A 23,746-nucleotide genomic window follows, 5' to 3' on the forward strand; every position below is an offset into this window, starting at 1 on the left:
TCGACCACAACTGCACGACATCGACCTCCCGCCTCCGATCGAGTGCGCGATTCGCCCCCTTCCGCACGGCACTCACCGCCGGCTCGGGCGTGGTGTGTTGAGGTGTGGTGTGGTGCTTGCCAGACCTCCACACGCTCCGCCGTCCCCCTGACTGGCGTGCCTAGAAGTGGTGCGGCCGCACCTGAAAACCACACGCACTCAGCGCGAGCCGCGCCAGGCCCGGCCCGCACGCGGCGACGCAAACGCCAGAAAACCGGATGCAGCGGGCGGTCTCCCGGTTTGACCGTCTCGCCCACTAACCTGTTCGGATGCCGACCGTGGTCGTGTTCGAGACGCATTCGTGGAGCGAGGACAACGACCGCGGCATCGCCACCGGCTGGCTGCCCGGCCGGCTCTCCGAGCGGGGACGGACGCTGGCGGCGCAACTCGGCCGGCGACGGCGCCACGACGGCATCGCCGCGGTGTTCACCTCCGACCTGCGGCGTGCGGTCGAGACCGCCGAGATCGCGTTCGAGGGTTCGGCGATCCCGATCCTGCACGACTGGCGGCTGCGCGAGTGCGACTACGGCACCGGCAACGGCACGCCGGCCGCCGGGCTGCACGAGCGCCGGGCGGATCACCTGGACCGGCCGTACCCGGGCGGCGAGAGCTGGCGGCAGGCGGTGCACCGGGCCGGCCGCTTCCTCAGCGACGTGCCGACCCGGTGGGACGGGCAGCGGGTCCTGGTGATCGGCCACGTCGCCACCCGCTGGGCCCTGGACCATCTGGTCGACGGCGTCCCGCTCGAGGAGCTGACGGCCGCGGACTTCGCCTGGCGGGAGGGCTGGGAGTACCGGCTGCGGCCGGCCTAGGTCGACGGCCTCGGACGGTCCAGTTCCCGTTGCTGCCTCAGCTTCGCCGCCTCCGCCTCGTCGGGGGTCGTCGGGAGCGGGAACCGCCGGTCCTCCTGTCCGCCCACCACGTTGCCGTCGGCGTCGAACACCATGCCGACGTACGGGAACGAGTCCGACAGCGCCTTGGCGCCCAGCTTGGAGTCGCCCGCCCGGACGTCCCCGACGTCGCCCGGCGGTGCCAGCGGCGTGGCGGGCCGGCCGGCCAGCGCGGTGCCGAGGAACTCCCGCCAGATCCGGTACGGGATCCCGTCGCCGTTCACCGGGATGTTCTTCTGCCGGGCGTCCCGGATCGGCCCGGGTTCCCGCCGTCCGACCCAGATGGCGGCGGCCAGCTGCGGTGCGTACCCCGCGGTCCAGGCGTCCGAGGTGTCCTTGCTGTTGCCCCACTGCTGGGATCCGGTCTTGGCCGCGGCCGGCCGGTCCCGGACCGTTCCGTTCGCGTCCACCACGCCGGACAGCACCACGCCGACGTCCGCCGCGACGGCCGCGTCCAGGACCCGCCGCTGCTTGATCTTGTGCTGGTGCCAGCGGCTGCCGTCCGCCCCGGCGACCGACTGCACCAGGTGGCGTTCGGCGCGCAGGCCGCCGGCCGCGAACGTGCCGTAGACGGTGGCCAGGTCGGCCGGGGAGACCGGGTAGCGGCCGAGGGCGATGTCGGCGCGGGTCTGCCCGGGCGTGGGCTCGCCGGGCAGGTCGACCAGGGTCTTCCGGTCGCCGTACTGCTCGGGCACGCCCAGCCGCACTGCCAGATCGCGGACCTGCGCCGGGCCGACCTTCTCGGCGAGCGCGTAGAACGGCGTGTTCAGCGAGTGCACCATCGACACGTCCAGCGGGCACACCGGGCACTGCAGACCGTTGCGGTTGCGCAGCGGCACGCCCTGCCGGTCGGTGAACTGCCGCGGCGAGGTGCCGTCCCACAACGCCCGGTACGACATGCCCGCCAGCTCCCCGGCGGCCAGCGCGATCGGTTTGAACGTGGACGCCGGCGGCCGGGGCGCCATCGCGTCGTCGTAGTAGCCGCGGCCGTCGTCCCCGCCGTAGTAGGCGCGGACGGCGCCGGTCGCCGGGTCGACCGCGACGAGGGCGGCGTGCATCGTCTTGGCCTGTCCCTTCAGTGCCTTGCGGACCACCGTCTCGGCGGCCTGCTGGGCGGTGCGGTCGACCGTGGTGACCACCTGGAGGCCACCGGTACGCAGCAACTGCGAGGCGACGCCCAGCCGGTCGAGTTCGGCCTCCACGCGGTCCGCGATGATGCCCGCCGGGCCGCCGACCGCCGCCGCGGTGGGTGACCGCTCGGCCACCTTGGGGTACGTCGCCGACTCGGCCGCCGCCGGGTCCAGCCAGTCCTGCCCGGCCATCGACCGCAGGATCCACCGCCACCGGTTCTCGGCCCGCTGCGCGTCGACGGTCGGGTCGTTCAGCCACGGGTTCTTGATCAGGGCGGCGAGCACCGCGCCCTGCACGCCGGTCAGCCGGTCGACGCGGGTGCCGAAGTAGGCGTGCGCGGCCGATTCGATGCCGTACGCACCTCGGCCGAAGTAGATGGTGTTGAGGTACCGCTCGAACAGTTCGTCCTTGGTGAGCTGGCGTTCCAGGCGCAGCGCCAGGGCCGCCTCCTTGGCCTTGCGGTTCAGGGTGCGGTCCTGCGTCAGGTAGGCGTTGCGGACGTACTGCTGGGTGATGGTGGAGGCGCCCTGCGCGGACCCGGCGGAGAGGTTGGACCACACGGCGCGCAGCACGCCGCGCACGGAGACGCCGGGATGGTGGTAGAACCCGCGGTCCTCGGCGGCCAGGAACGCCCGGCGCACGTCCGTCGGGACGCGCGCCAGCGGAACGTCGGTGCGGTTCGCGGTGCCGATCCGGGCGAGCACGGTGCGGCCGTCGCGGTAGTACAGCACCGACGCCTGCGGCGGCGCCGGGTCCGGCGGTACGTCGATGGCCGCCACGTATCCCGAGGCCGCCGCGCCGGCCAGGCCGGACAGGATCGCCGTGGCGGCCACGGCCCGCAGCGTCCAGCGGCGCAGCCGCCGCCACCGCGGGCTGGGTGCTCGGTGTGTCACCATGCGGGCTCCGTCCGTCATCGTCCGGCGCCGGCTACCGGGACCGGCGTGGCGGTGATCGTGGCCCGTCGATATGAGGAACTTGTTAAGCCGGTGTGCGGATCCGGTCGCGGATCCAGACGCCGGCCTCCTTCAGGCGGTCGGTGCCGGAGTACGCCCCGGCCGCGCAGGTGCCCTCGGTGAACACGGCGCCGCTGCGCATGTCGTCGGAGTAGTTCCAGTTCACCCAGCTCACCTTGTGTTCGGCGAGCAGGTCCAGGTACTGCTGGGCCCGGGCGAAGTCGTTGGGGCCGTCGCCGGTGTACTCCTGGGTGCCGAACTCGGTGACGAACATGGGCAGCTTCGCGACGGCATCACGCAGGGTGTTCAGGTACCACTCGTCGTGCGAGGCCGCGTAGAAGTGGAACGTGTACATGACGTTGCCGGCGCGGACCGGGTCGGCCAGGATGCGCGCGACGCCCTCGCCGTCGCCGGAGGCGCCCAGCGAGGACCAGTCCTCCGTGCCGACCAGCACGACGCCGTCCGGGTCCTGCGCGCGGATCACCGGGATGACCTGGTCCGCGTACGATCTGATGGTGGACCAGTGGACGCCGCTGGGTTCGTTGGCGATCTCGTACAGGACGTTGGGCTTGTCGCGGTGCCGCTCCGCGATCTGGTGGAAGAACGTCCGGGCGCCGGCCAGGTTGTGGTTCGGGTCGCCGGGGGACAGCATGTGCCAGTCGACGATCGCGTACATGCCGCGGGCGGTGGCCTTCTCGATGTAGTCGTGCACCTTGGCGGTGAAGCCGGCCGGGTCGGTCTCGTAGCCGCCCTCCTGGACATACATCGAGATCCGCAGGACGTCGGCCCGCCACTCGTCGGCGAGCACGTCCAGGGAGGCGTCGTTCACGCACTGCGCGTACCACTGCAGGCCGTGCGTGCTCATGCCGCGGAGCTGGACCGGCGTGCCGGAGGCGTCGCACAGCTGCTGACCGCAGACCGTCAGCTGGCCGTGGCGGGCGACCGGGCCGGCGTCCGGGGGCGCGGCGGGGGCCGGCCCGGCGGCGCCCACCACGGCGGCGACCGCAGCGGCCAGGAAGATCGACAAGGTGCGGGAGCGAGGCATGCGGGTCCTCCAGAGACATCGAAGCTGACCGAATTATTAACCGGTCTTACTATCTGCGTCCAGATCGATCCGGCAATGAGATTTCGCTCAGGTCCGCGGCCGGGCCGACGATCGTCCGCGGTATGACCGCCACCGCGCTCGTCGAGGCCGCACCGCCCGCCGAGGCCGTCGGGCAGGTCCGCGAGCTGCTGGAGCAGGCCGAGGCGGCCCGGCTCCGGGGTGACTACCGGGCCGGCTCGGAGCTCGCCCGGCAGTCCGCCGTGCTCGCCGAGTCGTCCGGCGACGCCGCCGGGCACGCCCGCGCGCTGCGCTCGATGGCCAACCAGTTGCTGCGCCTCGGCGCGCAGGAGGCGGCCGTCACCGCCTGCCAGGAGGCGGTGGCCGTCCTCGAGGCGCTCTCCGACGACGCCTCGATCTGCGAGGTCCTCACCGTGCAGGCGCTGCCGCTGGACGAACTCGGCATGCACGAGGAAGCGCTGGGGGTGCTGGCCCGGGCGCGGGAGATCGCCCAGCGGCTCGGCAACCGGGAACTGCTGTACTGGGTGCACAACCGCACCGGCGTGGTGCACGGCAGCCTGGGCCGGTACGACTCCAGCGCCGAGTACCTCGCGAAGGCCCTGACCATGGTCGAGGGCATGGACGACGAGGCCCGGTTCTGCATCCTCAACAACGTCGGCAGCAACGCCGTCTACCAGGTGCCCGGGTTGCGCGCGGCCGGCGACACGGCGACCGCCGACGCGGCGCTGCACGGCGCGCTCGACTACATCGCCGAGGCGCTGCAGTTGGCCCGGGAGTCGGGCAACCCGTTCCGGGAGGCGATCTGCCTCGGCAACTTCGGCATGCTGCGCGCGCTCGGCGGCGACTTCGACGCCGCGGACCGGATGATCGAGGACTCGCGGGCCATCGCGGCCGTCCACGGATACCGCTCGCTGGAGCTGGGCGCGTTGCAGGACCGGGCCCGGGTACGCCTGCTGCGCGGCGAGTGCGCACCGGCGATCAAGGGCCTGCGGGAGGCGCTGGACCGGGCGCTGGAGACCGGCGCCACCCCGGTGGCCATGGAGATCCACCGCGAGCTGTCCGGCGCGTACGAGCAACTGGGTGACTTCCGGGCGGCGCTGGAGCAGTACCGGGCCTACCACACGCTGGAGCGGGCCGCGCACAACGACGTGGCCGCGGTCCGGGCCCGGATGGCGGTGCACCAGTTCGAACTGGACAACGCCCGGCTGGAGGCGGAACTGGCCCAGGTGCGCAGCGCCGAACTGGAGGCCGCCAACCTGAGCTGGCAGCGGCAGGCCACCGAGGATCCGCTCACCGGCCTGCCGAACCGCCGCCACGCCGAACTGCGGCTGCCCGAGATGGTCGCCGCCGGGCCGCTCTGCGTGGCCGTCGCCGACGTCGACCACTTCAAGAACGTCAACGACCGCTACGGCCACTTCTTCGGCGACGAGGTGCTGCGCCGGATCGCCGCGGTGCTGCGTGACCACGTCCGCGAGACCGACCTGGTCGCCCGGTTCGGCGGCGAGGAGTTCGTGATCGGCATCGAGGCGGCCGACCTGGCGGACGCCGCGGCGCGCTGCGAGGTGCTGCGCGCGCAGGTGGCCGCGTACCCGTGGGACGAGATGGAACCGGGACTGGCGCTCACGATCAGCTTCGGTCTCGCCGCGGTGCCGTCCCCGGCCGGCCTGCCGGCCGCGATGACCCGCGCCGACCAGCGGCTGTACGACGCCAAACGGGCCGGCCGCAACCGCGTCGAAGCGGGCTGAACGCACGCGCGTCCGCGAAGGGTAGCCGCCTCGCGGACGGGCCGGACGCAACGACGCTCCGCCGACCAGGCCCGGCCACCGCCCGAACGGCGGCCGGGATGCGGCCCGTGGACGGTTGCCGACGGCCGTCCGGGCGGCGGCGGAGTGGCGCGCCGACGGATCCGCCGGCGCCGCGAAAGATGCCGTGGTGCAAACGTTCCCGCACCGTCGGAGGGCCACCACGTGACCGTGTTACTCATCGCGGAAGACGATCAAAACGTCCGCGCCATGTTCGAGCGCATCTTCCGCGACGCCGGATTCACCGTCCTGACCGAGACGGACGGGCTGGCGGCCCTGCACGCCATCGTCAGGGAACGGCCGGACGTGGTGCTGACCGACTTCGACATGCCGCGTCTGAACGGTCTGGAACTGTGCCGCGCGATCCGCGGCCACCACCAGCTCAGCGACACCCCGGTGGCCATCATCAGCGGCTCGCTGGCCCCCGGCGATCCGCGCGCCGTCGAGGCTCAGCTCTGCGCGACGCTGGTCAAGCCGTTCACCCGGGAGGCCCTGGTGGCCGCCGTCCGGCGGCTGGTCGACGGCGGCCGGCACCACCACGACGCCGAGCCGTCCCCGTGCCCGGCGGCGCAGTCGCCTAGCGGCGCAGCGCGAGCGTGAACACCGAGCCGACGTTCGGCGCCGACTCCACGGTGACGTCGCCGCCCATCGCCCGGGCCAGCCGGCGGGCGATGAACAGGCCCAGGCCGGTGCCGCTGGTGCTCATCGTCATCGGGTCCTCGACCCGGTAGAACTTCTCGAACACCTTGTCCACCGCGTCGGCCGGGATGCCCCGCCCGTGGTCGCGCACCACCACGCGCACCTGCTCGTCGTCGTGTTCCAGGGTCACCTCCACCGGCTGGTCCTCGGCCGAGTACTTCAGCCCGTTGCCGACCAGGTTCGTGACGATCTGCAGGGTCCGGCCGCTGTCGCAGCGGGCGGACACCGGCCCGTCCGGCAGCGTCGCGGTGATCCGGTCCGAACCCAGGTCCTGCACCGCCTGTGCCACGATCGCCCCGGCGTCGTGCGATCCGGTCACCACCTCCAGCGACACGTCGTCGGGGTTGTCGCCGAACCGGGAGGCGAGCAGCAGGTCCTCCACCATCCGGGACAGGTGCGCGGCGCGGTCCCCGATCAGGTCCAGCGCGTCCGCACGCTTCTGCGGGGTCATCCGTTCGCCGCGGCGGCGCAGCAGGTCGACGTACCCGATGATCGGGGTCAGCGGGGTCCGCAGTTCGTGCGAGACCATCGCGATGAAGTCGGACTTCAGCCGCTCGGTGCGGTACTCGCGGGTCAGGTCGCTGATCACGATGACGTCGCGCAGCATGCGGTGGCCGGCGAACACCGCCGAGTGGGCCATCCGGAGCCGGTGCTCCTCGCCGTCGTGCCCGCGGACGGACAGGTCGGTGGCCGCCCTGGGCACCTCCACCGACACGGGTACGAGCAACTCGCGCTCCTCCTCGGCGGGCACGTCGAGCAGGTCGGCGAGGTGGCGCCCGGCGGCCCCGGCGGCGTCGATGCCGGTGAGGTCGGTGAGCGCCCGGTTCCACATCTCCACCACGCCGTCGCCGTCGATCACCAGGATGCCCTCGGCGGACTGCTCGACCACCGCCTGCAACTTGCTGGTCTCCTCGGTCAGCCGGTTCAGGTGCTCGGCGCCGCGCATGGCTACCGCCAGCGTGCTGGCCAGCGACGCCAGCAGCGTGATGTCGCCGGTGGAGAGGCGGCCGCGGTCCCGGGTGCCGAACGCGGCGGTGCCCAGGCGCCGGCCGCCGCCCTCGACCGGCACCACGACCAGCTGGCGCAGACCGGCCGGCAGGTTCTCGGTGAGCTGCACCGGGCCCTCGAGGTCCCGGGCGGCGGCCAGATAGCCCGGCACCTCGCCGGGCCGTACGGTGGCCGCCTGGTCCGCGGACACCGACCACGCCGCGTTCGGCCCGTCCAGCGCGACCACCGCCAGGTCCGCGTTGAAGGCCTCCCGCACCAGCAGCAGGAACTGCCGGACCACGTCCTCGCGTTCCGCCAGGGCGTGCGACAGGCGCAGCAGGCAGGCCGACCGGACCCGCTCCTCGGCCTCCCGGGCGGCGGCCCGGTACGCGTACGTGACGGCGAGCGCCGGCATCGCCATGAACGGCAGCAGCAGCGGCGCCTCCAGCCCGATCACGGTCGTGGTGAGTCCGGTGGCGACCGTGCCGACCGCCATGTACGCGGACAGCCGGGCCTCCGCGCGGACGATCGTCCACCAGGACACGTCGTTGATCACCGCGAGGATCTGGGCCAGGCAGCACAGGTTCACGATGGTGAAGGCGAACGTGCCGACCACGACGCCGACCAGCACGCCGACGGTCACCGTGCCGGGTGCGTCGCCGATCGCGTGCATGGCCAGGATGAGCACCGCCATGGCGGCGGTGTAGGTGCCGAGGTTGAACGCGGCCTTGATCAGCGGACGGCGTTGCACGGCGCTCGCGATGACCAGCCCGGCCACCGCCGCGATCAGCGCGTCGCGGGGCGGCAGCAGCAGCACGTCGACCACGAGCGCGGCCTCGTACAGGCTCAGTTCCTCGACCGCGTCGCCGTGGCGCAGGCGGACCACGGCGATCTCCGCCAGGCAGGTCAGTACGACCAGGCCGGGCAGCAGCCACGCGGTCGGCAGGTCGATGCCGCGCAGGACCGCGCGGTTGCCGGCCAGCCCGAACACCACGGCGCCGGCCAGCAGCACGCCGAGCAGGCCGACGCCGACCACCCGCCGCAGGATCGGGTCCCGCGCCCACGCGCGCACGGCGTCGGCCGCCCGGTCCAGGACCGGGCGGCCGACGTGCGGCAACGGAGCGCTCACGACCTGGGCAACCACGCCCAAGCGCGGGCGTTCCACCGGTCGGCGGCCCAGGCCCGGGCCGCCCAGTCGTCACCGGCCCAGGCGCGGGCGGTCCAGTCCGCGTCCGCCCAGGCCCGCGCGCTCCAGTCGGCGTCCGCCCAGGCCCGTGCGGCCCACGCCCGGGCCGCCCAGGCCCGTGCCGCCCAGGTTCCGTCCGCGTTCGCCCAGGCCCGTGCGGCCCAGTCCTCGCCGGCCCAGGCCCGCGCCGCCCACGCCCGGGCGGCCGGGTCCAACTGCGCCCAGGCCCGTGCGGCCCAGTCGCGGGAGGCCGGGCTGAGTGCGGCCCACGCCCGGGCGGCGGTCTCCGGGTCCTCGTCGACGAGCGCCTTGGCGAACTCCGTCCAGCGCTTGGCGTCCCGGCGGATGGTGGCGGTGTCCTGCGCGTGCTGGGCGTGCGCCTTGCCGGTGCGCCACCTCGGCGCGGCGTCGAGCACGGCGCCGACGTCCAGGCCGCCGGCGCCCCCGCCGGCCCGCGCGGTCAACCCGGCGCTCGGGTACGCGGTGCTCACGAACAGGTTCTTGATCGCGTCCGGTCCCAGCTTCGGCTGCACGGACAGGGTCGCGGCCACCACGGCCGAGGTGACCGCCGAGGCCATCGAGGTGCCGGAGCCACGGAAGTAGCCGTTGCCGACCCGTGCCTGCGGGTTCGCCCGCTCGACCACGCTGCCCGGCGCGCTGAGGCTCACCACCCGGCCACCGGCCGCGACCAGGTCCGGCTTGGCGTCGCCCTGCCAGGTCGGGCCGCGCCCGGACCAGGTGCCCACCACGTCGTCACCGCGGTCCGCGGTGCCCGAGGCGTCGAGCCCGCCGGCGGTCAGCAGCACCGGGTCGTTGCCCGGTGCGGTCACCGAACCCACGCCCGGGCCGTCGTTGCCGGACGGCACCACGACCGTGACACCGCGCTGCCACAACGACTCCAGCGCCTGGTTCAGCGGGTCGAGCTGGTACGGCAGCGGGCTCTGCGACGACAGCGACAGATTCAGGACCTGGATGTCCTTGCGGTGGTCGCTGACCCACTGCAGGCCACGCAGGACGGTGATCAGGTCGGTGCGGCCCTGTGCGTCGGCCACCTTGACGTCGACCAGCTCGGCGCCCGGCGCCACGCCGCGGTGGGCGCCACCCGAGGCGGCCCCGGACGCGGCGATCAGGCCGGCCATGAACGTGCCGTGCCCGTAGCCGTCGCCGCCGCCGGTGCCGGTCACGTCGACCCGCCGGGTCACCCGGCCGGCCAGGTCGGGCACGTCGGCGATGCCGGTGTCCACGACGGCCACCGTCACGCCGCGGCCCTCGTTGCCGTTCGCCGGGAGGCCGACCATCTGACGGATCGTGGTGGCCGCACCGGACGACGCGGGCGTGCCGGCCTCGGCGACGGTGAGTTCCCGCTGCGGCGCCACCACCCACCCGGCGCCCAGCGAGCGATCGGCCGGCAGCCGGGCGGCCACGCCGCGGGCGACCGGGAGTGCGGCGATGACCTGGCCACCGGCGGCCTCGACGGCGCGGGCCGCGTCCTCGGCGCCGGAGCCGGTCACCACGACCTCACGCCACGCGGTCGCCGGGACGTGCGCGGCGGCGGGGGCCGGAGTACTGGTCAGTGCGATGAGCGCGGCGACCGCGACGGCCGTACCCGCCCGGGGGGTTCGTTTCATTGGCTTGCGCACCTCGGTTGTTGACGGATTTCCGCTGCTTGCGGAAGACCATCGGCCGGGTCGTGGTGGACGTGAGAGGAATAGTAACTGGCTGTCACTAGTCGACTACGCGTTCGGCAAGGACGGTCTCGACGAGATCCAGCACCGCGTCCGGGGTGAACGGTTTGGCGAGGTAGTAGTCGACCCCGTTGGCCCAGGCCTTGGCGTTCGCGTCCGTCTCGGCGGCGGCGGTCAGCATGAGCACCGGCACCGGATCGCCCGGCAGCGCCCGGATCGCCGCCAGCACGCCGAAGCCGTCCAGGCCCGGCATCATCACGTCGAGCACCACGAAGTGCGGGTTCACCGTCTCCACCGCCCGCAGCGCGGCCAGGCCGTCCACCGCGACGCTCACCTCGTACCCGTCCATCTCGAGCAGATCGGTGAGCAGGCTGCGGATCGCCGGATCGTCGTCGACCACCAGAACGCGCGCCATCGATTCCCCCTCTGTCAGCCGGATGTGCCGGCGGCCGGTGCGGCGCAGGCCGCCGTTCCGGCCCGCCAGGCGGCCTCGTCGGCCGCCTGCCGCCAGTCCGTCGCCCGCGCCTGCATCTGCGGATGCGACAGCAGGGACGCCAATTCCCCGGGCTCCTGGCCGCCCTGCGGGTCGGCCGCGTCGGTCTGCTGGACCAGCAGGTGCGCGGTGCGCACCGCGGCCGTCACGCCCAGGCCGGTGGCGTCCGGCCGCTGCGGCGTGTCCCGCTGGGCGACCGCGGCGACCACCGGCGGCGGTACGCCCCACAGGCGCAGCAACTCCACCCCGATGTCGCGGAACCCGGCACCGTCGCGGGTGCCGGCGTCCACATCGATGTCCGCGGGGTCCCCGTCGGTCACCGCCAGACCGGCCAGCCGGCCGATGTCCTGCAGCAGTGCCGCCGCGTGCGCGTGCGGCCGGCTCGCCGGCGAGGCGACCAGCTCCACCAGGTAGGCCGTCGCGACGGCGTGCCGCCAGGTCGCCTGGATCAGGCCGGCGGTCCCCGGGTGCCACGGATCGGCCGGCCAGAGCCCGGCGGTCGCGGCCACCACCTGCTGCACCATCGGTACGCCCATCGCGCTCACGATCGACTCCACCGACGAGTTGCGCGGGCGGGCGCCGAAGAACCGGGACGTGGACAGCTGCAGCAGCTTCGCGGCCAGCCCGATGTCGTGCGTGGCGGCGTGTACCGCGGCGGCGAGGTCGGCGTCGGGCCGCAGCAGCGCGTCCACCGGACCGCGGTGTTCCGGCACGGCGGGCAGCGAGTGCACACCCCCGGCGATCCGGCGTGCGGTGTCCCGGTGCGCGCCCGGCGCCCGTACCAGGAGTTGTTCGATCACGTCGACCAGGTGCTCGACCTCGGACGGCTTGGTGAGGAACCGGTGACCGGCGACCGCCACCTTGATCACCGAGTCCTGCTCGATGTGCCCGGACAGCACCACCCGCGCCACGCCGGGATGTGCCCGGCCCACGGCGGCCAGCAGGTCCGCGCCGTCCATGCCGGGCATCAGCATGTCCGAGACGATCACGTCGAACCGGTCAACGGCCAGCAACTCCAGCGCTTCCGCGCCGCCGCCCGCGAACACCATGTCCCACTCGGCGCGCTTGCCCCGCAACGATCGGCGCAGGCCGTCGAGGATGCGCGGCTCGTCGTCGACGAACAGCGCGCGGGACTTGCTCACCGGCGTACGTCCCGTCGCGGGCGCGCGCCGACCGCCACCAGCACGTGGCTCACCTCGTCTCGCACTCGAAGCGCAGATGGTGTTCACGTGCCTCATCGGCACCTCGCCGGGCGAACTGAGCCGGGCCCCGCCGGTGAAAGAGGCTTAGAAGATTCGATTCTTTCGGCGGCGGGTACCGGCCGATCGACCGATCTGCCCGGTGAACCGGACGCCGACACTGAGCCGGTGACGAATCAGACACCGCACCACCCGGGCCCCGGCGGGGGCTTCTGGTCGCGCCGCACGCCGTTGCAGCGGGTCGGTCTCCTCTTCGCCGCGGTGCTCCTGCCGTGCTGCGGTGGGCTCACGCTGATCGGCGCCCTGGCCGGTGAGCCGGACCGGGTCGAGCAGGTCGCCCCGGCTCCGGACCGGCAGCTCGCCGCGGCCGATCCCACCACCCCGGCGGACCCGGGCCCCGCGACCGCGGCCACCGCGGCCGCGACGCCGTCGGCCGGGCCGGCCACCGCGTCCCCCACCGAGGAGGTGGCCGCGCCGGTCGTGCAGAAGCGCACCGTGGTCGAGCGCACGTCGATCGCCTACCGGACCCGCAAGGTCGACGACAGCTCCCTGGACAAGGGCGAGACGCGGGTACGGACCGCGGGTGTGCGCGGCGTCCGCACGCTGACCTACGAGGTGACCGTCACCGACGGCGAGCAGACGGACCGGCGGCTGGTGCGTTCCGAGGTGACCCGGAAGCCGGTCACCAAGGTGGTGGCGGTCGGCACCCGGACCGACTCCGGCGGAGACTGCCGGTCCGGATACCGCCCGTGCGTGCCGATCGCCAGCGACGTGGACTGTGCGGGCGGCAGCGGCGACGGGCCGGAGTACGTGAGCGGCCCGATCCGGGTCACCGGCAGCGATCCCTACGACCTGGACCGGGACGGTGACGGGATCGCCTGCGACGACTGAGTGCGCTGGTCGGGCGCCTGCACCTTGGCCCGGGCGATGCGGTCCGCGGTCAGCCGGTAGGTCGAGGCGCGCAGCAGTTCCTCCGGGGCACGGTGGCGTCCGTGCGGGTCGAGGCCGATGGGGGCACGTGGCTGCGGGGCGGGGGCGGCGGGGGCCGGTTCCGCGGCGGCCGGCGGGGACGTGACCGTTTCCGCCGGGGAGGGCGGAAGCGGTCCGCGCGGGGATGCGGCGGTGCCGCGGCCGCTGGCCCAGTAGACGCCGCACGCCGCGAAGACGGCCGCGGCTACGGCGCCGAGGCCGAACAGGATGTCGGTCGATGTGAGATCCATGACGCTTAAAGTAACTTTGCCGGGCTGTCCAGTAACCCTACGTGCGGGTCCCGGTCGCAGGCAGGCGTCGACCGGGGTCGAACCCTTCAGCCGAATCCGTTCGAGGGATGCCGATGGGGTGACGGCGTCCCGGTGCACGGGGGTGTCGCCCAAGCGGACGACGCCCGCTAGGGCCGGTCGCTCCGTACCCGTCACCACCGGGCCCTCCGGACGTTGTTCCGCAATTTGGGCGGAAATTCGCTTACCCGGCGGTGTCGCCCCCTCAGGTCGGGAGTGGCACGTCCGATACGTCGGACAGCGACCGCCAGGAGGAACTATGTTCACGCTGCTCGACCGGCTGCCCACCAAGCCGCGTACCGGCCTCGCCCTGCTCAGCCTTGCCGGTGGCCTGGTCGGGCTCGGGTTCTACGCCCGTTCGGTGGCCGGTTCCGCGGCCGCCGCGTCGCCGGCCGGCTCGGCGGCGCGGGCCGATCTGGAGGCGCTGGCCGGCCTGCTGCTGTGGGCGCCGGCTGCGCTCGCCGTGTTCGGCGTGCTCCTGCAGGTGTCGGTGCAGGTCAGCATCGTCCGGGTGCTCCGGATCGACGCCGAGGTGATCGAGTCGGCGGCGGACGGCGACCTGAGCCGGCGCATGCCGGTCGTGGGCGAGGACGAGCTGGGTCAGATGGCAGTCGCCTACAACGCCATGATGGACCGGATGCAGCACACCGTGGACGGGATCCGCCGGGCGGTCGGCGAGGTCGCCACGTCGGCCGGTGGGCTGGAGCACGCGAGCACCACGATGACCCGGGCCGCCGAGGCGACGGCCCTGGAGCTGGAGACGGTGGCGGTGTCGGCCCGGCGTACCAGCGACGAGGTCGAGGCGATCGCCGAGGGCACCCAGCAGATGCGCCACGCCATCGCGGAGATCAGCACGAACACCTCCGAGGTGTCGCGGACCGCCGACCAGGCGGTGACCGGCGCCGCGCAGGCGTCGCAGAACGTGGGCCGGCTGTACGAGTCCAGCCAGCACATCAGCGAGGTCCTCAAGACCATCACCGCGATCGCCGCGCAGACCAACCTGCTGGCGCTCAACGCCACCATCGAGGCGGCCCGGGCCGGGGAGGCCGGGCGCGGGTTCGCCATCGTGGCCGGCGAGGTGAAGGTGCTGGCCCAGTCGACCGCCGACGCCACCGAGGAGATCGCCCGCCGGATCGAGGAGATCCAGCAGGTCACCAACGAGGCGGTCACCGCGGTGGGCGGTTTCACCGACGTGATCGGATCGATCGCCGAGCACCAGCTCACCATCGCCGCGGCGGTGGAGGAGCAGACCGCCACCACCGGCGCGATGGTGCACGGCGCGAGCACGGTCAGCTCCGGCGCGGAGCAGATCAACCGGGCGATCGGCACGGTGAGCGGCGCGGCCGAGCAGGTTCGCGGCGCCGCCGGGGAGACCCGCCGGGCGGTGGCCGAGCTGACCGGCACCGCGCGCCGGCTGGGCGACCTGGTCGCGGCGTTCCGCTCCTGAGCCCGGAAGGGTCCAACGAGGGGACCGCCCGCCCGGATGTCCCGAAAGAGTCTTAAACTTTTTGCTTCTTTCGGTTGACGCTGTCGCCGGTTCGGCTGATCACGACCGGCGGCGGGCGGCGAAAACTTGAAGGTATGACGGAAGAGCAGCCGGCGTCGTGGTTCGACGAGCCGGTCGCCCAGGGCCGGTCGCCACTGCGGCAGCGGGACACGGCGGCCGTGGTGGTGTCGGCCGTGCTGCTGTTCTGCCTGACCCTGTTGCTGATCGTCGGCGCGCTGGCGAGCGGCGGGGCCCGGGACGGCACGGAGCCGGAGCCGCCGGGCAGCGCGGCTCCGTCCGGTGCGGTGTCGCCGAAGGACTGATCGCTCGCCGCGCACCGACCGGATAGCTTGCTGGGATGACGCAGATCTTCGGTCCGGTCGCCGGGATGTACGACGATGTCCGCCCCGGCTACCCGGACGTGGTGCGGGACGCGATCGTCGACTACCACGGCGGCACCCCGGAGTCCGTCGCCGAGCTCGGTGCCGGCACCGGCAAGGGCACCGAACTGCTGACCGGTCTCGGCGCGCCGGTCACCTGCATCGAGCCGGACCCGCTGATGGCGGACGTACTGGCGGACAAGTTCCCGCAGGTCGAGGTGGTGCGCGCGACGTTCGAGCGGTGGACGCCGCCGCCCGGCGGAGTGAGCCTGATCGGCTGTGCGCTGGCCTGGCACTGGCTCGACCCGGAAACCCGCAACCGGCGCGCGCACGACGCGCTCACCCCGGGCGGCACCCTGGCCGTCTTCGGCCACACCTACGGGTACGCCGACCCGGCCGAGTCCGCCGCCATCGAGCGCGTCATCCACGGCGTCGACTCCACCGTCACCGCCCGCGCCGAGCACTGGATCCTCGACGACGTGCGGCAGAGCGCGGTCTTCGCCGACGTGCGGGAGCAGGTCTGGCACACCTACCCGGTCTTCAGCAAGCGGCGTTATCTGCGGCTGATGCAGACGTTCTCGCCGTTCCGCCGGCGCCCGCCCGAGCAGCAGCGGGCCGCGCTCGACGGCCTCGACCAGGTGGTCGGCGACCAGATCACGCTGGACCTGGTCACCACGCTGGTGCTGGCCCGGTCGTCGCGGGTGGACGGTACGCCTGCACCAGGAACCGGTGCGCCTGGACGGTGAAGTGGCCCTCGGTCCGGATGATCGCGTCCAGCCGGCGCAACGCCCGTTCGTACCGCTGCGGGTCGAAGTCGCGGACCTGCCACGGCACCGCCCGCAACTGGTAGACGATCGCTCCCACATCGTGGAAGGCGAGGGTCGGGCGCTCCTCGCGTACGTCCGTCACCGCCAGCCCGGCCGCCTCCAGATCGGCGACCGCGACCTCGGCCGTCCAGCGTTTCGGGTGTGGCGCGGGCGCGCCCAGCGCCGCGTTCAACTCGGCCAGGTCGTCGCTGCCGACCTGCTGGCTCAGCAGTGTCCCGCCCGGCCGGAGCAGCCGGGCCACGTCCTCGGCGGGCAGCCGGCCGTGCCGGCTCAGCACCACGTCGAACTCCTCCTCGCCGCCGGGCAGCTCGGTCACCACGGACACGCCGTACGGTGCCAGGCGGTCCCGGGCGACCGGCACGTTCGGCGTCCAGCTCTCCACCGCGACCGTGTGCGGCGGCAGCGGCGACAGCTCGACCAGCAACTCGCCGCCGCCGGTGTCCAGGTCCAGCAGGCTGGTGGCGCGCCGCAGCAGCGGACGGGCGAGTTCCGGGTACGACCAGGACGGCTGGGTGCCGTCCGCGCGGCCGTCCAGCCAGGCGAACTCCCAACCCGGCACGGGTACGCCGACGGCGGCACCGACGAGGTCCTCGTACGGTGGCCCGATCTGCGTCATGGCCCGACGGTAACCACCGGACGGCCGTTCCGGCGACGCGGTTGTGCGTGTTCCACAGCACGCTTGAGTATCTGTACCGATGCCGCCGTGCCGCCGCTGCGGCAGGCTCATCGGCATGCGTGTACGTCTGTTCCTGATGGGTGTCCTGGTGGTCGCGTCGACCGCGGCCTGTGCCGACCAACGGATCTGCGGGTCCGACGAGTACCCGGTCAAGGCGGTGGGCAACACCACCGGCGCGGCCTGTGTGCCGGAGGGCGAGGAACCGCCGGCCGGCTACGTGAAGTATCCCGAGGGCAAGGTCCCGGAGCGGGTCGGCGACGAGTGGGACCGGTACTGGAGTTCGGTGGTCGTCGACGAGAAGGGCGCGGTGGTCAGCGGGTGAGCGCGGGCCCGATCCGCCGAGCAGGGCCGGCCAGTGAACTGCTCGCATTCGTTGCTGTTCACGGTCGGTTCCCTTCGGGTTCGTCCTCGATCAGGTCGCGGAGTGCGGTCAGGCGGGTACGCCAGTACCGCTCGAACGGGTGTAGCCAGTCGTTGACCGTGGCCAGCGGCTCGGCGGTCAGCCGGTAGTAGCGGTGCCGGCCGCGCCGCTCCTCGGTGACCAGGTGCGCGGCGCGCAGCACGGCCAGGTGTTCGGACACGGCCGGCCGGCTCAACGCGAACCGTCCGGCCAGGTCGCCGGCCGGGCGAGGGCCGTCGCGCAGCGCTTCCAGCAGGTGGCGGCGCACCGGATTGGCGAGCGCGCCGAAGACGTCGACTTCCGGCATGCCGACCATGATGCGTCGGAAATCTCCGACGTGTCAGCCGCCCCGAGTTTCGCACCGGCGGCCGGTGCGCGAGCATGGGTGGATGACCAAGTTGACCGGACGTCAGGTCGCCGACGAGCGGCTGGACGGGTGGACGTACCTGCTCGGCGGCCTGCAGACCCGCATCCGTACCGCGGACTTCGCCGCCGGGCTGGCGCTGGTGAACGCGATCGGCGCGATCGCCGAGGAGCTGGACCACCATCCCGACCTGGACCTGCGCTACACCCACCTGGACATCAGGCTGACCAGCCACGACGTCGGCGCGGTCACCGGCCGGGACGTCCGGCTGGCCCGCCGGATCTCCGCCGTCGCCGCCGAGCACGCAGCGAGCCCGGAGCGGGCCGGCGTCTCCCGGCTCGAACTCGCCCTGGACAGCCCGGCGTTCGCCAAGGTGCTGCCGTTCTGGGGCGCGGTTCTGGCCATGGAGCCCCGGTCCGGGCCCGACCTCGGCGACGAACTGCGCGACCCGTTCGGCGCCCTGCCGGTGGTGTGGTTCCAGGAGTCCGGTGACACCGAGCCGCGCCAGCGCTGGCACCCGGACGTCTGGGTGGACCCCGCCGAGGTCCAGCCGCGCATCTCCGCCGCGCTCGCCGCCGGCGGCACCCTGGTCAGCGACGCCGAGGCGCCGAGCTTCTGGGTGCTGGCCGACCCGGACGGCAACCGGGTCTGCCTGTGCACCTGGCAGGAGCGTGATCCCGGCAGCGCGTGACCGTGACCTCTACGCTGGGTTCATGTTGGTGGCGAGGAAGCCGAGCATGTGGCGGAACCGGTACGAGGTCGCGGTCGACGACCGGCCGCTGGCGGCGTGGGACAGCAACGTGTGGAAGAGCGGCGGCACCGCGGAGGTGGCCGGCCGGCGCTACCCGGTGCGCGGCAACCTCTGGGGCAACCGGTTCACCATGGCCGACGAGTCCGGCGCGCCGATCGCCGCGGCGGACCGGGTCGGCCGCCGGAAATGGACCGTCGAGTCGGCCGGCCGGACGTACCAGTTCCGCCGAAAGTCGTGGTGGAACGGCACCCAGGAGCTGTACGCCGACGACAACCGGATCGGTTACGTGAAGCGGGTCAGCGCCTGGCGCAGCGACGTCGCGGCCGACCTGCCCGGGCTGCCGGTACCGGTTCAGGTGTTCGTGCTCGGCGTGGTCATCGCGATGTGGGACGCCGAGAACACGGGCGGCTGACCGGCGGTCACGCCGTCAGGTAGGCCAGCGTCTCCGCGATGAACGACGGCTTGTGCCGCATCGTCGCGCGCCCCACCGACAGCTCCACCCGCTGCACCGCCGGATCCCCGGTCGCCACCGCCTGCGGCCACACCCAGAACGCGGACTCCTCGGCGAGCCGCTTCGCCTGCGCCGCGTACCGGTCCGCGGTGGTGGACAGCAGCAGGTGCATCATCGGCGTCTGCGGCGGATCCGGCACCACCCGCACCGTGGGCACGTCCGCCAGCGCCCGCGCGACCGCGCGGGTGTACTCCATCCGGGCCGGCATCTCGGCCAGCGCCGCCGGCAGCAGGTGCAACGCCGAACCCGCGCCCGGCCAGAGCGCGTACAGCGTGCCGCCGAGCCGGTGCCGCCACTCCCGGACCTGCGCCACGTCGTCGGCCGGACCGGCCACACAGCAGCCGGGCAGTGCGCCGACGCCCTTGTAGAACGACACGTAGACGGTGTCGAACAGCGCCGCGATCTCGTCCGGCGAACGCTCGTATCCGGCCGCCGCCTCCCACAACCGGGCGCCGTCGAGGTGCACGGCCGCGCCCCGCCCGCGGGCCCAGTCGGTCTGCGCCACCAGGGCGTCCCAGCCCGGCATCTGACCGCCCAGGTCGCGCTGCGGCAACTCCAGCACCAGCGCGGCGACCGGCTCCGCCACCGACGTCAGGTCGTCCAGCGTGAGCAGCGAGTCCGGGCCGCCCGCCGCGCGGCCGACCAGTTGGTGCAGGCGCGCGTACGCCTCGCTCTCGTGCACGGCGAGATGACAGTACGGATGCCAGACCACGGTGCGGCTGGTCCGGCGGTCGGCGTGCACCCGCAGCGTGGCGGCCTGGGCCATGGTGCCGCTGGGCAGGAACACCGCGGCCGGCTTGCCGAGCAGGTCGGCCACGTAGCTTTCCAGCTCGGCGACCACGCCGCCGTCGCCGTACATGTCGGGTTCCAGGTCGGCCGAGATCGAGGGCAGGACATCGGCCGGCCGGAACAGCCCGTTCGCCTGGAACGTGTCGGTGCAGGCGGCCCGCCGAGCCCTGATCTCGTCATTCACCCGGCCAGTGTGTCAGTGCCGCACGGGCATCAACAGGGAGAAGCGGTCGGCGTCCGGCACCCGTACCGCCAGCGGCCGGATCGGGCCGTCCAGCTCCAGCACCAGCTGGCCGGCACCGCCGGCGTCGAGCGCCTGCAACAGGAACTCCCGGTTCACCGCGACGTGCGCGTCCGCGTCGCCGGCCCACTCGGCCTCCGCGGCGAGCCGCACCCGGCCCGCCGGGTCCACCCCGAGAACCGCCACCGGGTACGCGGTCCCGTCGTGTTCCCGCCACGACACCGGCTGCGCGGCCAGCGCCGCCCGCAACGCCGCGACCTCCACCGTGACCCGCGGCCCGACCGGTGCGCCGATCAGCCGCCGGTGATCCGGGAAGTCGACGCCCAGCGGCGGGCCGGCGACCGGACCCAGCTCGACGGAGTCCGGGCCGAGCGTCAGCGTCACCGGCTCGTCGCCGGCCAGCCGCGGCCGGACCTCGTCCACCAGCCCCAGCGGCACCACCACCCGGGCCGGCGGTCCGCTCACCGTGGCGTCGGCGCGGGCCACCGCCAGCCGGTACCGGTCCGTGGCCACCAGGGTCAGGCCGTCGGCGGACGTCTCGAACAGCACACCACCGAGCATCGGCAGGGCCGGGTCGGTGCCGGCGGCGAACCGCACCGCGTCGAGCGTGGCGGCGAGGGCGGCGGCGGGCAGGGTCACACGGGTCATTCGGTCCTCCAGATCGAGCAGGGCATGGGCACTGGAGAGTTCCCGGCGGGCGTCGGCCAGCCCGTGCTCCAGCCGGCGCAGGTGCTCGTCGAGCAACCGCCGTACCGAAGCCGGGTCGGACAGACCGTGCACCGCGCGGACGATGTCCGCGAGCGGCATACCGACCCGGCGCAGGCTGGCCACCAGGCGGGCGGCACGGACCTGGCCGTCGGCGTACCGGCGGTAGCCGGTCACCGGGTCGACCTCGGCCGGCACGAGCACACCCGCGCCGTCGTAGAACCGCAGGGCGCTGACGCTCAGGCCGCTGGCCCGGGCCATCTCGCCGATCCCGCGCATGTCACTCTCCACGTCGCAGACCCTGCCGCCTCGACCTGCTCGAGGGTCAAGCCGTGCGGTTCGCGGACCACACCTGCTGCATTGTGCGGTAGTCGATCGGCACGATGTCCTCCTGCCGCAGCACGTCACGGGCCTGCGGCGAGGTGAGGAACGCGTAGTCCGTCCGGCGCACCGCCCAGCCGTCGTCGACGGCCCGGGCCCGCGCGTCGCCCAGCCCGGGATGCACCGCCCACTCGTTGAGGCCGGCGGGCAGGTCCCGGAGCAGCTGGACGTACCGGGCCGCCTTGTCCTCGATGTCGAGGGAGTAACTGTCCAGGAAGTCGTTGTCGATCACCGGCCGCCCGCGTCGCCGCATCGCCCGGCGCGCGGGTTCGAGCCAGACCCGGACGGCGAGGCCGGCCTCGGCCGCCAGCATCACGGCCAGGTCGAGGATGTCCTGGCGGCCCCCGTCGGCCAGGCAGTGGAAGTCGAGGTGGGTCGGCGTGAGCCCGGCCTCCGCGACGGCACCGATCTGCGCGCGGAACTCGAGTTCGATCTCGTCGAGCCGCGCCTGGCCGAGGAGCGCGGCCCGTCCGGCCGGTGTCGGCGCGAACAGCTCACCGGCCGGGTCCAGCAGCGACGGAACCCGTTCCTTCGCGGCCATCGGCCCCCATCGCAGGCCGCGCATCTCGCACACCAGGGTGAGGTGGATTCCGAAGGGGATCTGCGGCCGCCGGCTGAGCAGGTCCATGGCCTGCGGCGCCGCGGGACACGGGACCATCAGGCTGCACGAGGTGGCGATGCCTGCGTCGATCGACTCGATCACCGCCGCGTTGATGGCGGGATACATCCCGAAGTCGTCGCAGTTGACGATCAGCAGCCGGGCCGTGGGCGGATATCCCAGCAACTCACTCGACCGCTCAGGCGCATTCATGCCCGTAGTCTGCGACCAGGACCGGATGCGGCGCACAGAATATCGGCCGGCCGGCCGATCGCCCGCTGTGCGATCGTGCCTGCATGGCGCGTGACGTGGTGCTGGTGAACGGACTGCCCGGATCCGGCAAGAGCAGCCTCGCCCCCCGGCTCGCCGCCGCGCTCGGCGCCGGGTTCCTGTCCAAGGACCGGGTCAAGGAGGCGCTGGCCGACGCCGTGGTCACCGACCTGCCGACGCTGGGCGCCGTCGCCATGGACACGGTGTGGCGCTGCGCCGCCGACCTGCCCGGCATGGTGGTGGTCGACTCGTGGTGGTTCCGGCCGCGCGACCTGGAACACGCCCGCACCGGCCTGGCCCGGGCCGGCGCGAGCGGATCGGTCGAGGTTTGGTGCGACGTGCCCGCGGATCTGGCCCGGGCCCGGTTCGTGGCGCGCCGGCGCCCGGACGTGCACGCGGACGCGGAACGGCTGGCGACCCGGTGGAGCGGCTGGGCGGCGCGGGCGGAGCCGCTGCGGCTGGGCCCGGTGATCCGGGTGGACACCGCCCGCCCGGTGGACGTCGGCGCGGTCGCGGACCGGGTCCGGGCGGCGCTGTGGGCCTGAAACCCGTGGCCGGCCGCGGGAAGGGGCCCTCGGCCGGCCGACGAGAAGCTGGGGCCCTACCGGACGGTGATCCGGTAGGGCCCCAGCGTCGGCGTCGAGACGCCCGCCTACGCGCGTCGGCTGACGTTCCGGTCGGACCTGAGTTGCCAGAACCACAGGCCCAGCAGTCCCGCCGCGGAGCCCAGGAGGGTGTACAGGGCCGCTGACCATCCCCGTAGCAGTCCGGCGCCCACAATCATGATGAGACACGGCAGGACGGCGACCGCCAGCTTTCCCAGCATTAAGGGCTCCTGTGCATCGAAACTGCGGAAATAAATGACTTTAGCAGAGCTGGTTGATGACGCTGGCGCAACCCAGTGTGGCAATGAGGCCACAGATCACGCCGCACCCCAGCCCAGCCGGCGTCGTGCCGAATGCGCTGCAGTACAGGAAACACTGGAATGCTCCCGAAGCGCCGCAGAGAATATTGATCAGATCCTCACACCAGCCCATGGCGCTGAGTTCCTGCGACGGATCAACGGGCTTGGTGGCCGCGTCGCATTCCACGCAGCCGGCCTTCGCCTTCTGCCGGGCCTCGTTCGCGACCGCCTCGTAGCCGGTGTCCTCACGGAGTACGCCCGTGTCGGACACGGTGCCGACGAAATCGACCGCACCGTTCGTCGTCATCGTGATCCGTGCCGTCTTGGACACGTTCTCTCCGAAGCGACCGCGCGCCGTCGCCCCCGCGTCCTCGACGACGATCCTGCCCAGGCGGGAGAGCTTGACGTCGCCCGTGTTCATGTCCACGAAATGGGTCGCCACAAGCGTGGTGCCGAAGTCGTCCTTGAGTGCCTGCACCGCCACCGCGAAGTGACCCTCACGAGCCGTTCGGGAAAGTGAGGGAACCAGCTCGAGATCTGAATTCTCGGCCTGAACCTGCTGGAACTCCGGGGACGCCTGAACGGCGTTGAGCACCGCTTGGTCCGCCAATGGGCCATCGGCTAGTGCGGTGCCTGGTAACAGAATCACTGCGCCCAGGGCTGCGGACACGACTGTCCTAAAAAACTTGCCCACTTGATGCCTCCGCTCGACGGGCGGGGTTGGCATGCAGGCACGCAATCCGCTGTGACGAACGAGCCTCTTCGTTCGTCAGCAGAGTTCGTTGCGTGATGGGTGCCGGAACGGAAATCCGGCCCTCGAATACCTGATCTTACCCCCGCTAGATTGGTATGGGCATAGGCTGGCATCAATTAGTTATTCGGTCAACGCCTTGACGTGCCGGTATGCCGGTGCGCCGGCGGTAGTGCCGCGATATCCGCCCTGCTCAAGGGGGTGAATTCTGGCGGATTCTCGACCCGGAAAGTTCACAAATATAATCTGTTAGGTCGAGAGTCTCAGATAGTGCGAAACTAATAAGTCGTCCTAAAACGCCCGTATCT

23 protein-coding genes and 1 pseudogene are annotated in these 23,746 nt (G+C 72.9%); 11 read left to right on the forward strand and 13 right to left on the reverse strand.

From position 1 onward, the window contains the following. Positions 1-308 precede the first annotated feature (308 nt). Positions 309-851 carry a histidine phosphatase family protein gene (locus LDL48_RS10615; protein ID WP_225254880.1) on the forward strand — a complete coding sequence of 181 codons (543 nt, stop codon included), beginning with the start codon at positions 309-311 and terminating at the stop codon, positions 849-851. Here LDL48_RS10615 and LDL48_RS10620 read toward each other — a convergent pair. Both LDL48_RS10620 and LDL48_RS10625 read right to left on the reverse strand, forming a co-directional pair. Then, positions 848-2,956, reverse strand: a complete 2,109-nt coding sequence (locus tag LDL48_RS10620; protein ID WP_225254881.1) for a transglycosylase domain-containing protein — start codon at positions 2,954-2,956, stop codon at positions 848-850. The two genes, LDL48_RS10615 and LDL48_RS10620, sit on opposite strands and share 4 nt — an antisense overlap. An 82-nt stretch (positions 2,957-3,038) precedes the next feature. After that, positions 3,039-3,989 (reverse strand): annotated as a pseudogene (locus LDL48_RS10625) (glycoside hydrolase family 5 protein); the annotation flags it as partial. Positions 3,990-4,180: 191 nt separating this feature from the next. On the opposite strand from LDL48_RS10625, the gene LDL48_RS10630 reads away from it, so the two are divergent. Together LDL48_RS10630 and LDL48_RS10635 are read left to right on the forward strand one after the other, a co-directional pair. Then, complete coding sequence (locus tag LDL48_RS10630; RefSeq protein WP_225254882.1) at positions 4,181-5,821, forward strand: GGDEF domain-containing protein; 1,641 nt, start codon at positions 4,181-4,183, stop codon at positions 5,819-5,821. A 228-nt stretch (positions 5,822-6,049) separates the two neighbouring features. Continuing rightward, positions 6,050-6,478: a response regulator gene (locus LDL48_RS10635; RefSeq protein WP_225255091.1), complete on the forward strand. Its 429-nt coding sequence runs from the start codon at positions 6,050-6,052 to the stop codon at positions 6,476-6,478. Here the strand turns inward: LDL48_RS10635 and LDL48_RS44455 are convergent. From LDL48_RS44455 to LDL48_RS10655, 4 genes are all read right to left on the reverse strand, one after another. Further along, positions 6,456-8,693: an ATP-binding protein gene (locus LDL48_RS44455; RefSeq protein ID WP_225254883.1), complete on the reverse strand. Its 2,238-nt coding sequence runs from the start codon at positions 8,691-8,693 to the stop codon at positions 6,456-6,458. The two genes, LDL48_RS10635 and LDL48_RS44455, sit on opposite strands and share 23 nt — an antisense overlap. Beyond that, positions 8,690-10,378: a S8 family serine peptidase gene (locus tag LDL48_RS10645; RefSeq protein WP_225254884.1), complete on the reverse strand. Its 1,689-nt coding sequence runs from the start codon at positions 10,376-10,378 to the stop codon at positions 8,690-8,692. Before LDL48_RS10645 ends, LDL48_RS44455 begins: the two co-directional genes overlap by 4 nt. A 97-nt stretch (positions 10,379-10,475) precedes the next feature. Then, a complete protein-coding gene (locus LDL48_RS10650) occupies positions 10,476-10,850 on the reverse strand; it encodes a response regulator transcription factor (RefSeq protein ID WP_225254885.1) in 375 nt (124 codons plus the stop codon). A 14-nt stretch (positions 10,851-10,864) separates the two neighbouring features. Further along, positions 10,865-12,070 (reverse strand): response regulator, encoded by a 1,206-nt coding sequence (locus LDL48_RS10655; RefSeq protein WP_225254886.1) that lies wholly within the window; start codon positions 12,068-12,070, stop codon positions 10,865-10,867. 225 nt (positions 12,071-12,295) lie between these two features. Between LDL48_RS10655 and LDL48_RS10660 the strand changes: the two genes are divergently transcribed. Further along, positions 12,296-13,018 (forward strand): G5 domain-containing protein, encoded by a 723-nt coding sequence (locus tag LDL48_RS10660; RefSeq protein ID WP_225254887.1) that lies wholly within the window; start codon positions 12,296-12,298, stop codon positions 13,016-13,018. Here LDL48_RS10660 and LDL48_RS10665 read toward each other — a convergent pair. Continuing rightward, complete coding sequence (locus LDL48_RS10665) at positions 12,973-13,347, reverse strand: hypothetical protein (RefSeq protein ID WP_225254888.1); 375 nt, start codon at positions 13,345-13,347, stop codon at positions 12,973-12,975. The two genes, LDL48_RS10660 and LDL48_RS10665, sit on opposite strands and share 46 nt — an antisense overlap. Positions 13,348-13,663: 316 nt before the next feature. On the opposite strand from LDL48_RS10665, the gene LDL48_RS10670 reads away from it, so the two are divergent. From LDL48_RS10670 to LDL48_RS10680, 3 genes are all read left to right on the forward strand, one after another. After that, positions 13,664-14,851 carry a methyl-accepting chemotaxis protein gene (locus LDL48_RS10670; RefSeq protein ID WP_225254889.1) on the forward strand — a complete coding sequence of 396 codons (1,188 nt, stop codon included), beginning with the start codon at positions 13,664-13,666 and terminating at the stop codon, positions 14,849-14,851. A gap of 134 nt (positions 14,852-14,985) precedes the next feature. Next, positions 14,986-15,213 carry a hypothetical protein gene (locus tag LDL48_RS10675; protein WP_225254890.1) on the forward strand — a complete coding sequence of 76 codons (228 nt, stop codon included), beginning with the start codon at positions 14,986-14,988 and terminating at the stop codon, positions 15,211-15,213. 35 nt (positions 15,214-15,248) lie between these two features. Then, positions 15,249-16,016 carry a class I SAM-dependent methyltransferase gene (locus LDL48_RS10680; RefSeq protein WP_225254891.1) on the forward strand — a complete coding sequence of 256 codons (768 nt, stop codon included), beginning with the start codon at positions 15,249-15,251 and terminating at the stop codon, positions 16,014-16,016. Here LDL48_RS10680 and LDL48_RS10685 read toward each other — a convergent pair. Then, the gene (locus LDL48_RS10685; RefSeq protein WP_225254892.1) at positions 15,940-16,713 is read right to left on the reverse strand and encodes a class I SAM-dependent methyltransferase; all 774 of its coding nucleotides are present in this window, start codon (positions 16,711-16,713) and stop codon (positions 15,940-15,942) included. The two genes, LDL48_RS10680 and LDL48_RS10685, sit on opposite strands and share 77 nt — an antisense overlap. Before the next feature lie 115 nt (positions 16,714-16,828). Between LDL48_RS10685 and LDL48_RS10690 the strand changes: the two genes are divergently transcribed. Beyond that, complete coding sequence (locus LDL48_RS10690; RefSeq protein WP_225254893.1) at positions 16,829-17,095, forward strand: SCO0607 family lipoprotein; 267 nt, start codon at positions 16,829-16,831, stop codon at positions 17,093-17,095. A gap of 58 nt (positions 17,096-17,153) precedes the next feature. On the opposite strand, the gene LDL48_RS10695 is transcribed toward LDL48_RS10690, so the two are convergent. After that, positions 17,154-17,480 (reverse strand): ArsR/SmtB family transcription factor, encoded by a 327-nt coding sequence (locus tag LDL48_RS10695; RefSeq protein WP_225254894.1) that lies wholly within the window; start codon positions 17,478-17,480, stop codon positions 17,154-17,156. Between the two features lie 82 nt (positions 17,481-17,562). Between LDL48_RS10695 and LDL48_RS10700 the strand changes: the two genes are divergently transcribed. Both LDL48_RS10700 and LDL48_RS10705 read left to right on the forward strand, forming a co-directional pair. Then, positions 17,563-18,228 (forward strand): 4a-hydroxytetrahydrobiopterin dehydratase, encoded by a 666-nt coding sequence (locus tag LDL48_RS10700; protein ID WP_225254895.1) that lies wholly within the window; start codon positions 17,563-17,565, stop codon positions 18,226-18,228. A gap of 22 nt (positions 18,229-18,250) precedes the next feature. Beyond that, positions 18,251-18,700, forward strand: a complete 450-nt coding sequence (locus LDL48_RS10705; protein WP_225254896.1) for a hypothetical protein — start codon at positions 18,251-18,253, stop codon at positions 18,698-18,700. Positions 18,701-18,707: 7 nt separating this feature from the next. On the opposite strand, the gene LDL48_RS10710 is transcribed toward LDL48_RS10705, so the two are convergent. The 3 genes from LDL48_RS10710 to LDL48_RS10720 are packed head-to-tail and all read right to left on the reverse strand — an operon-like array spanning position 18,708 to position 21,726. Beyond that, on the reverse strand, positions 18,708-19,772 hold the full coding sequence (locus LDL48_RS10710) for a threonine aldolase family protein (protein ID WP_308016447.1): 1,065 nt from the start codon (positions 19,770-19,772) through the stop codon (positions 18,708-18,710). A 12-nt stretch (positions 19,773-19,784) separates the two neighbouring features. Continuing rightward, positions 19,785-20,813 (reverse strand): DNA polymerase III subunit beta family protein, encoded by a 1,029-nt coding sequence (locus LDL48_RS10715; protein ID WP_225255092.1) that lies wholly within the window; start codon positions 20,811-20,813, stop codon positions 19,785-19,787. Positions 20,814-20,859: 46 nt separating this feature from the next. Beyond that, a complete protein-coding gene (locus LDL48_RS10720) occupies positions 20,860-21,726 on the reverse strand; it encodes a polysaccharide deacetylase family protein (RefSeq protein ID WP_225254897.1) in 867 nt (288 codons plus the stop codon). A gap of 83 nt (positions 21,727-21,809) precedes the next feature. On the opposite strand from LDL48_RS10720, the gene LDL48_RS10725 reads away from it, so the two are divergent. Next, a complete protein-coding gene (locus LDL48_RS10725; RefSeq protein ID WP_272493032.1) occupies positions 21,810-22,328 on the forward strand; it encodes a P-loop nucleotide/nucleoside kinase family protein in 519 nt (172 codons plus the stop codon). A 321-nt stretch (positions 22,329-22,649) separates the two neighbouring features. On the opposite strand, the gene LDL48_RS10730 is transcribed toward LDL48_RS10725, so the two are convergent. Then, entirely contained in the window at positions 22,650-23,357 is a 708-nt protein-coding gene (locus LDL48_RS10730; RefSeq protein ID WP_225254898.1) for a hypothetical protein, read from the reverse strand. Between the last annotated feature and the right edge of the window lie 389 nt (positions 23,358-23,746).

This window comes from Jidongwangia harbinensis (assembly GCF_020216025.1).
Classification (GTDB): domain Bacteria; phylum Actinomycetota; class Actinomycetes; order Mycobacteriales; family Micromonosporaceae; genus Actinoplanes; species Actinoplanes harbinensis.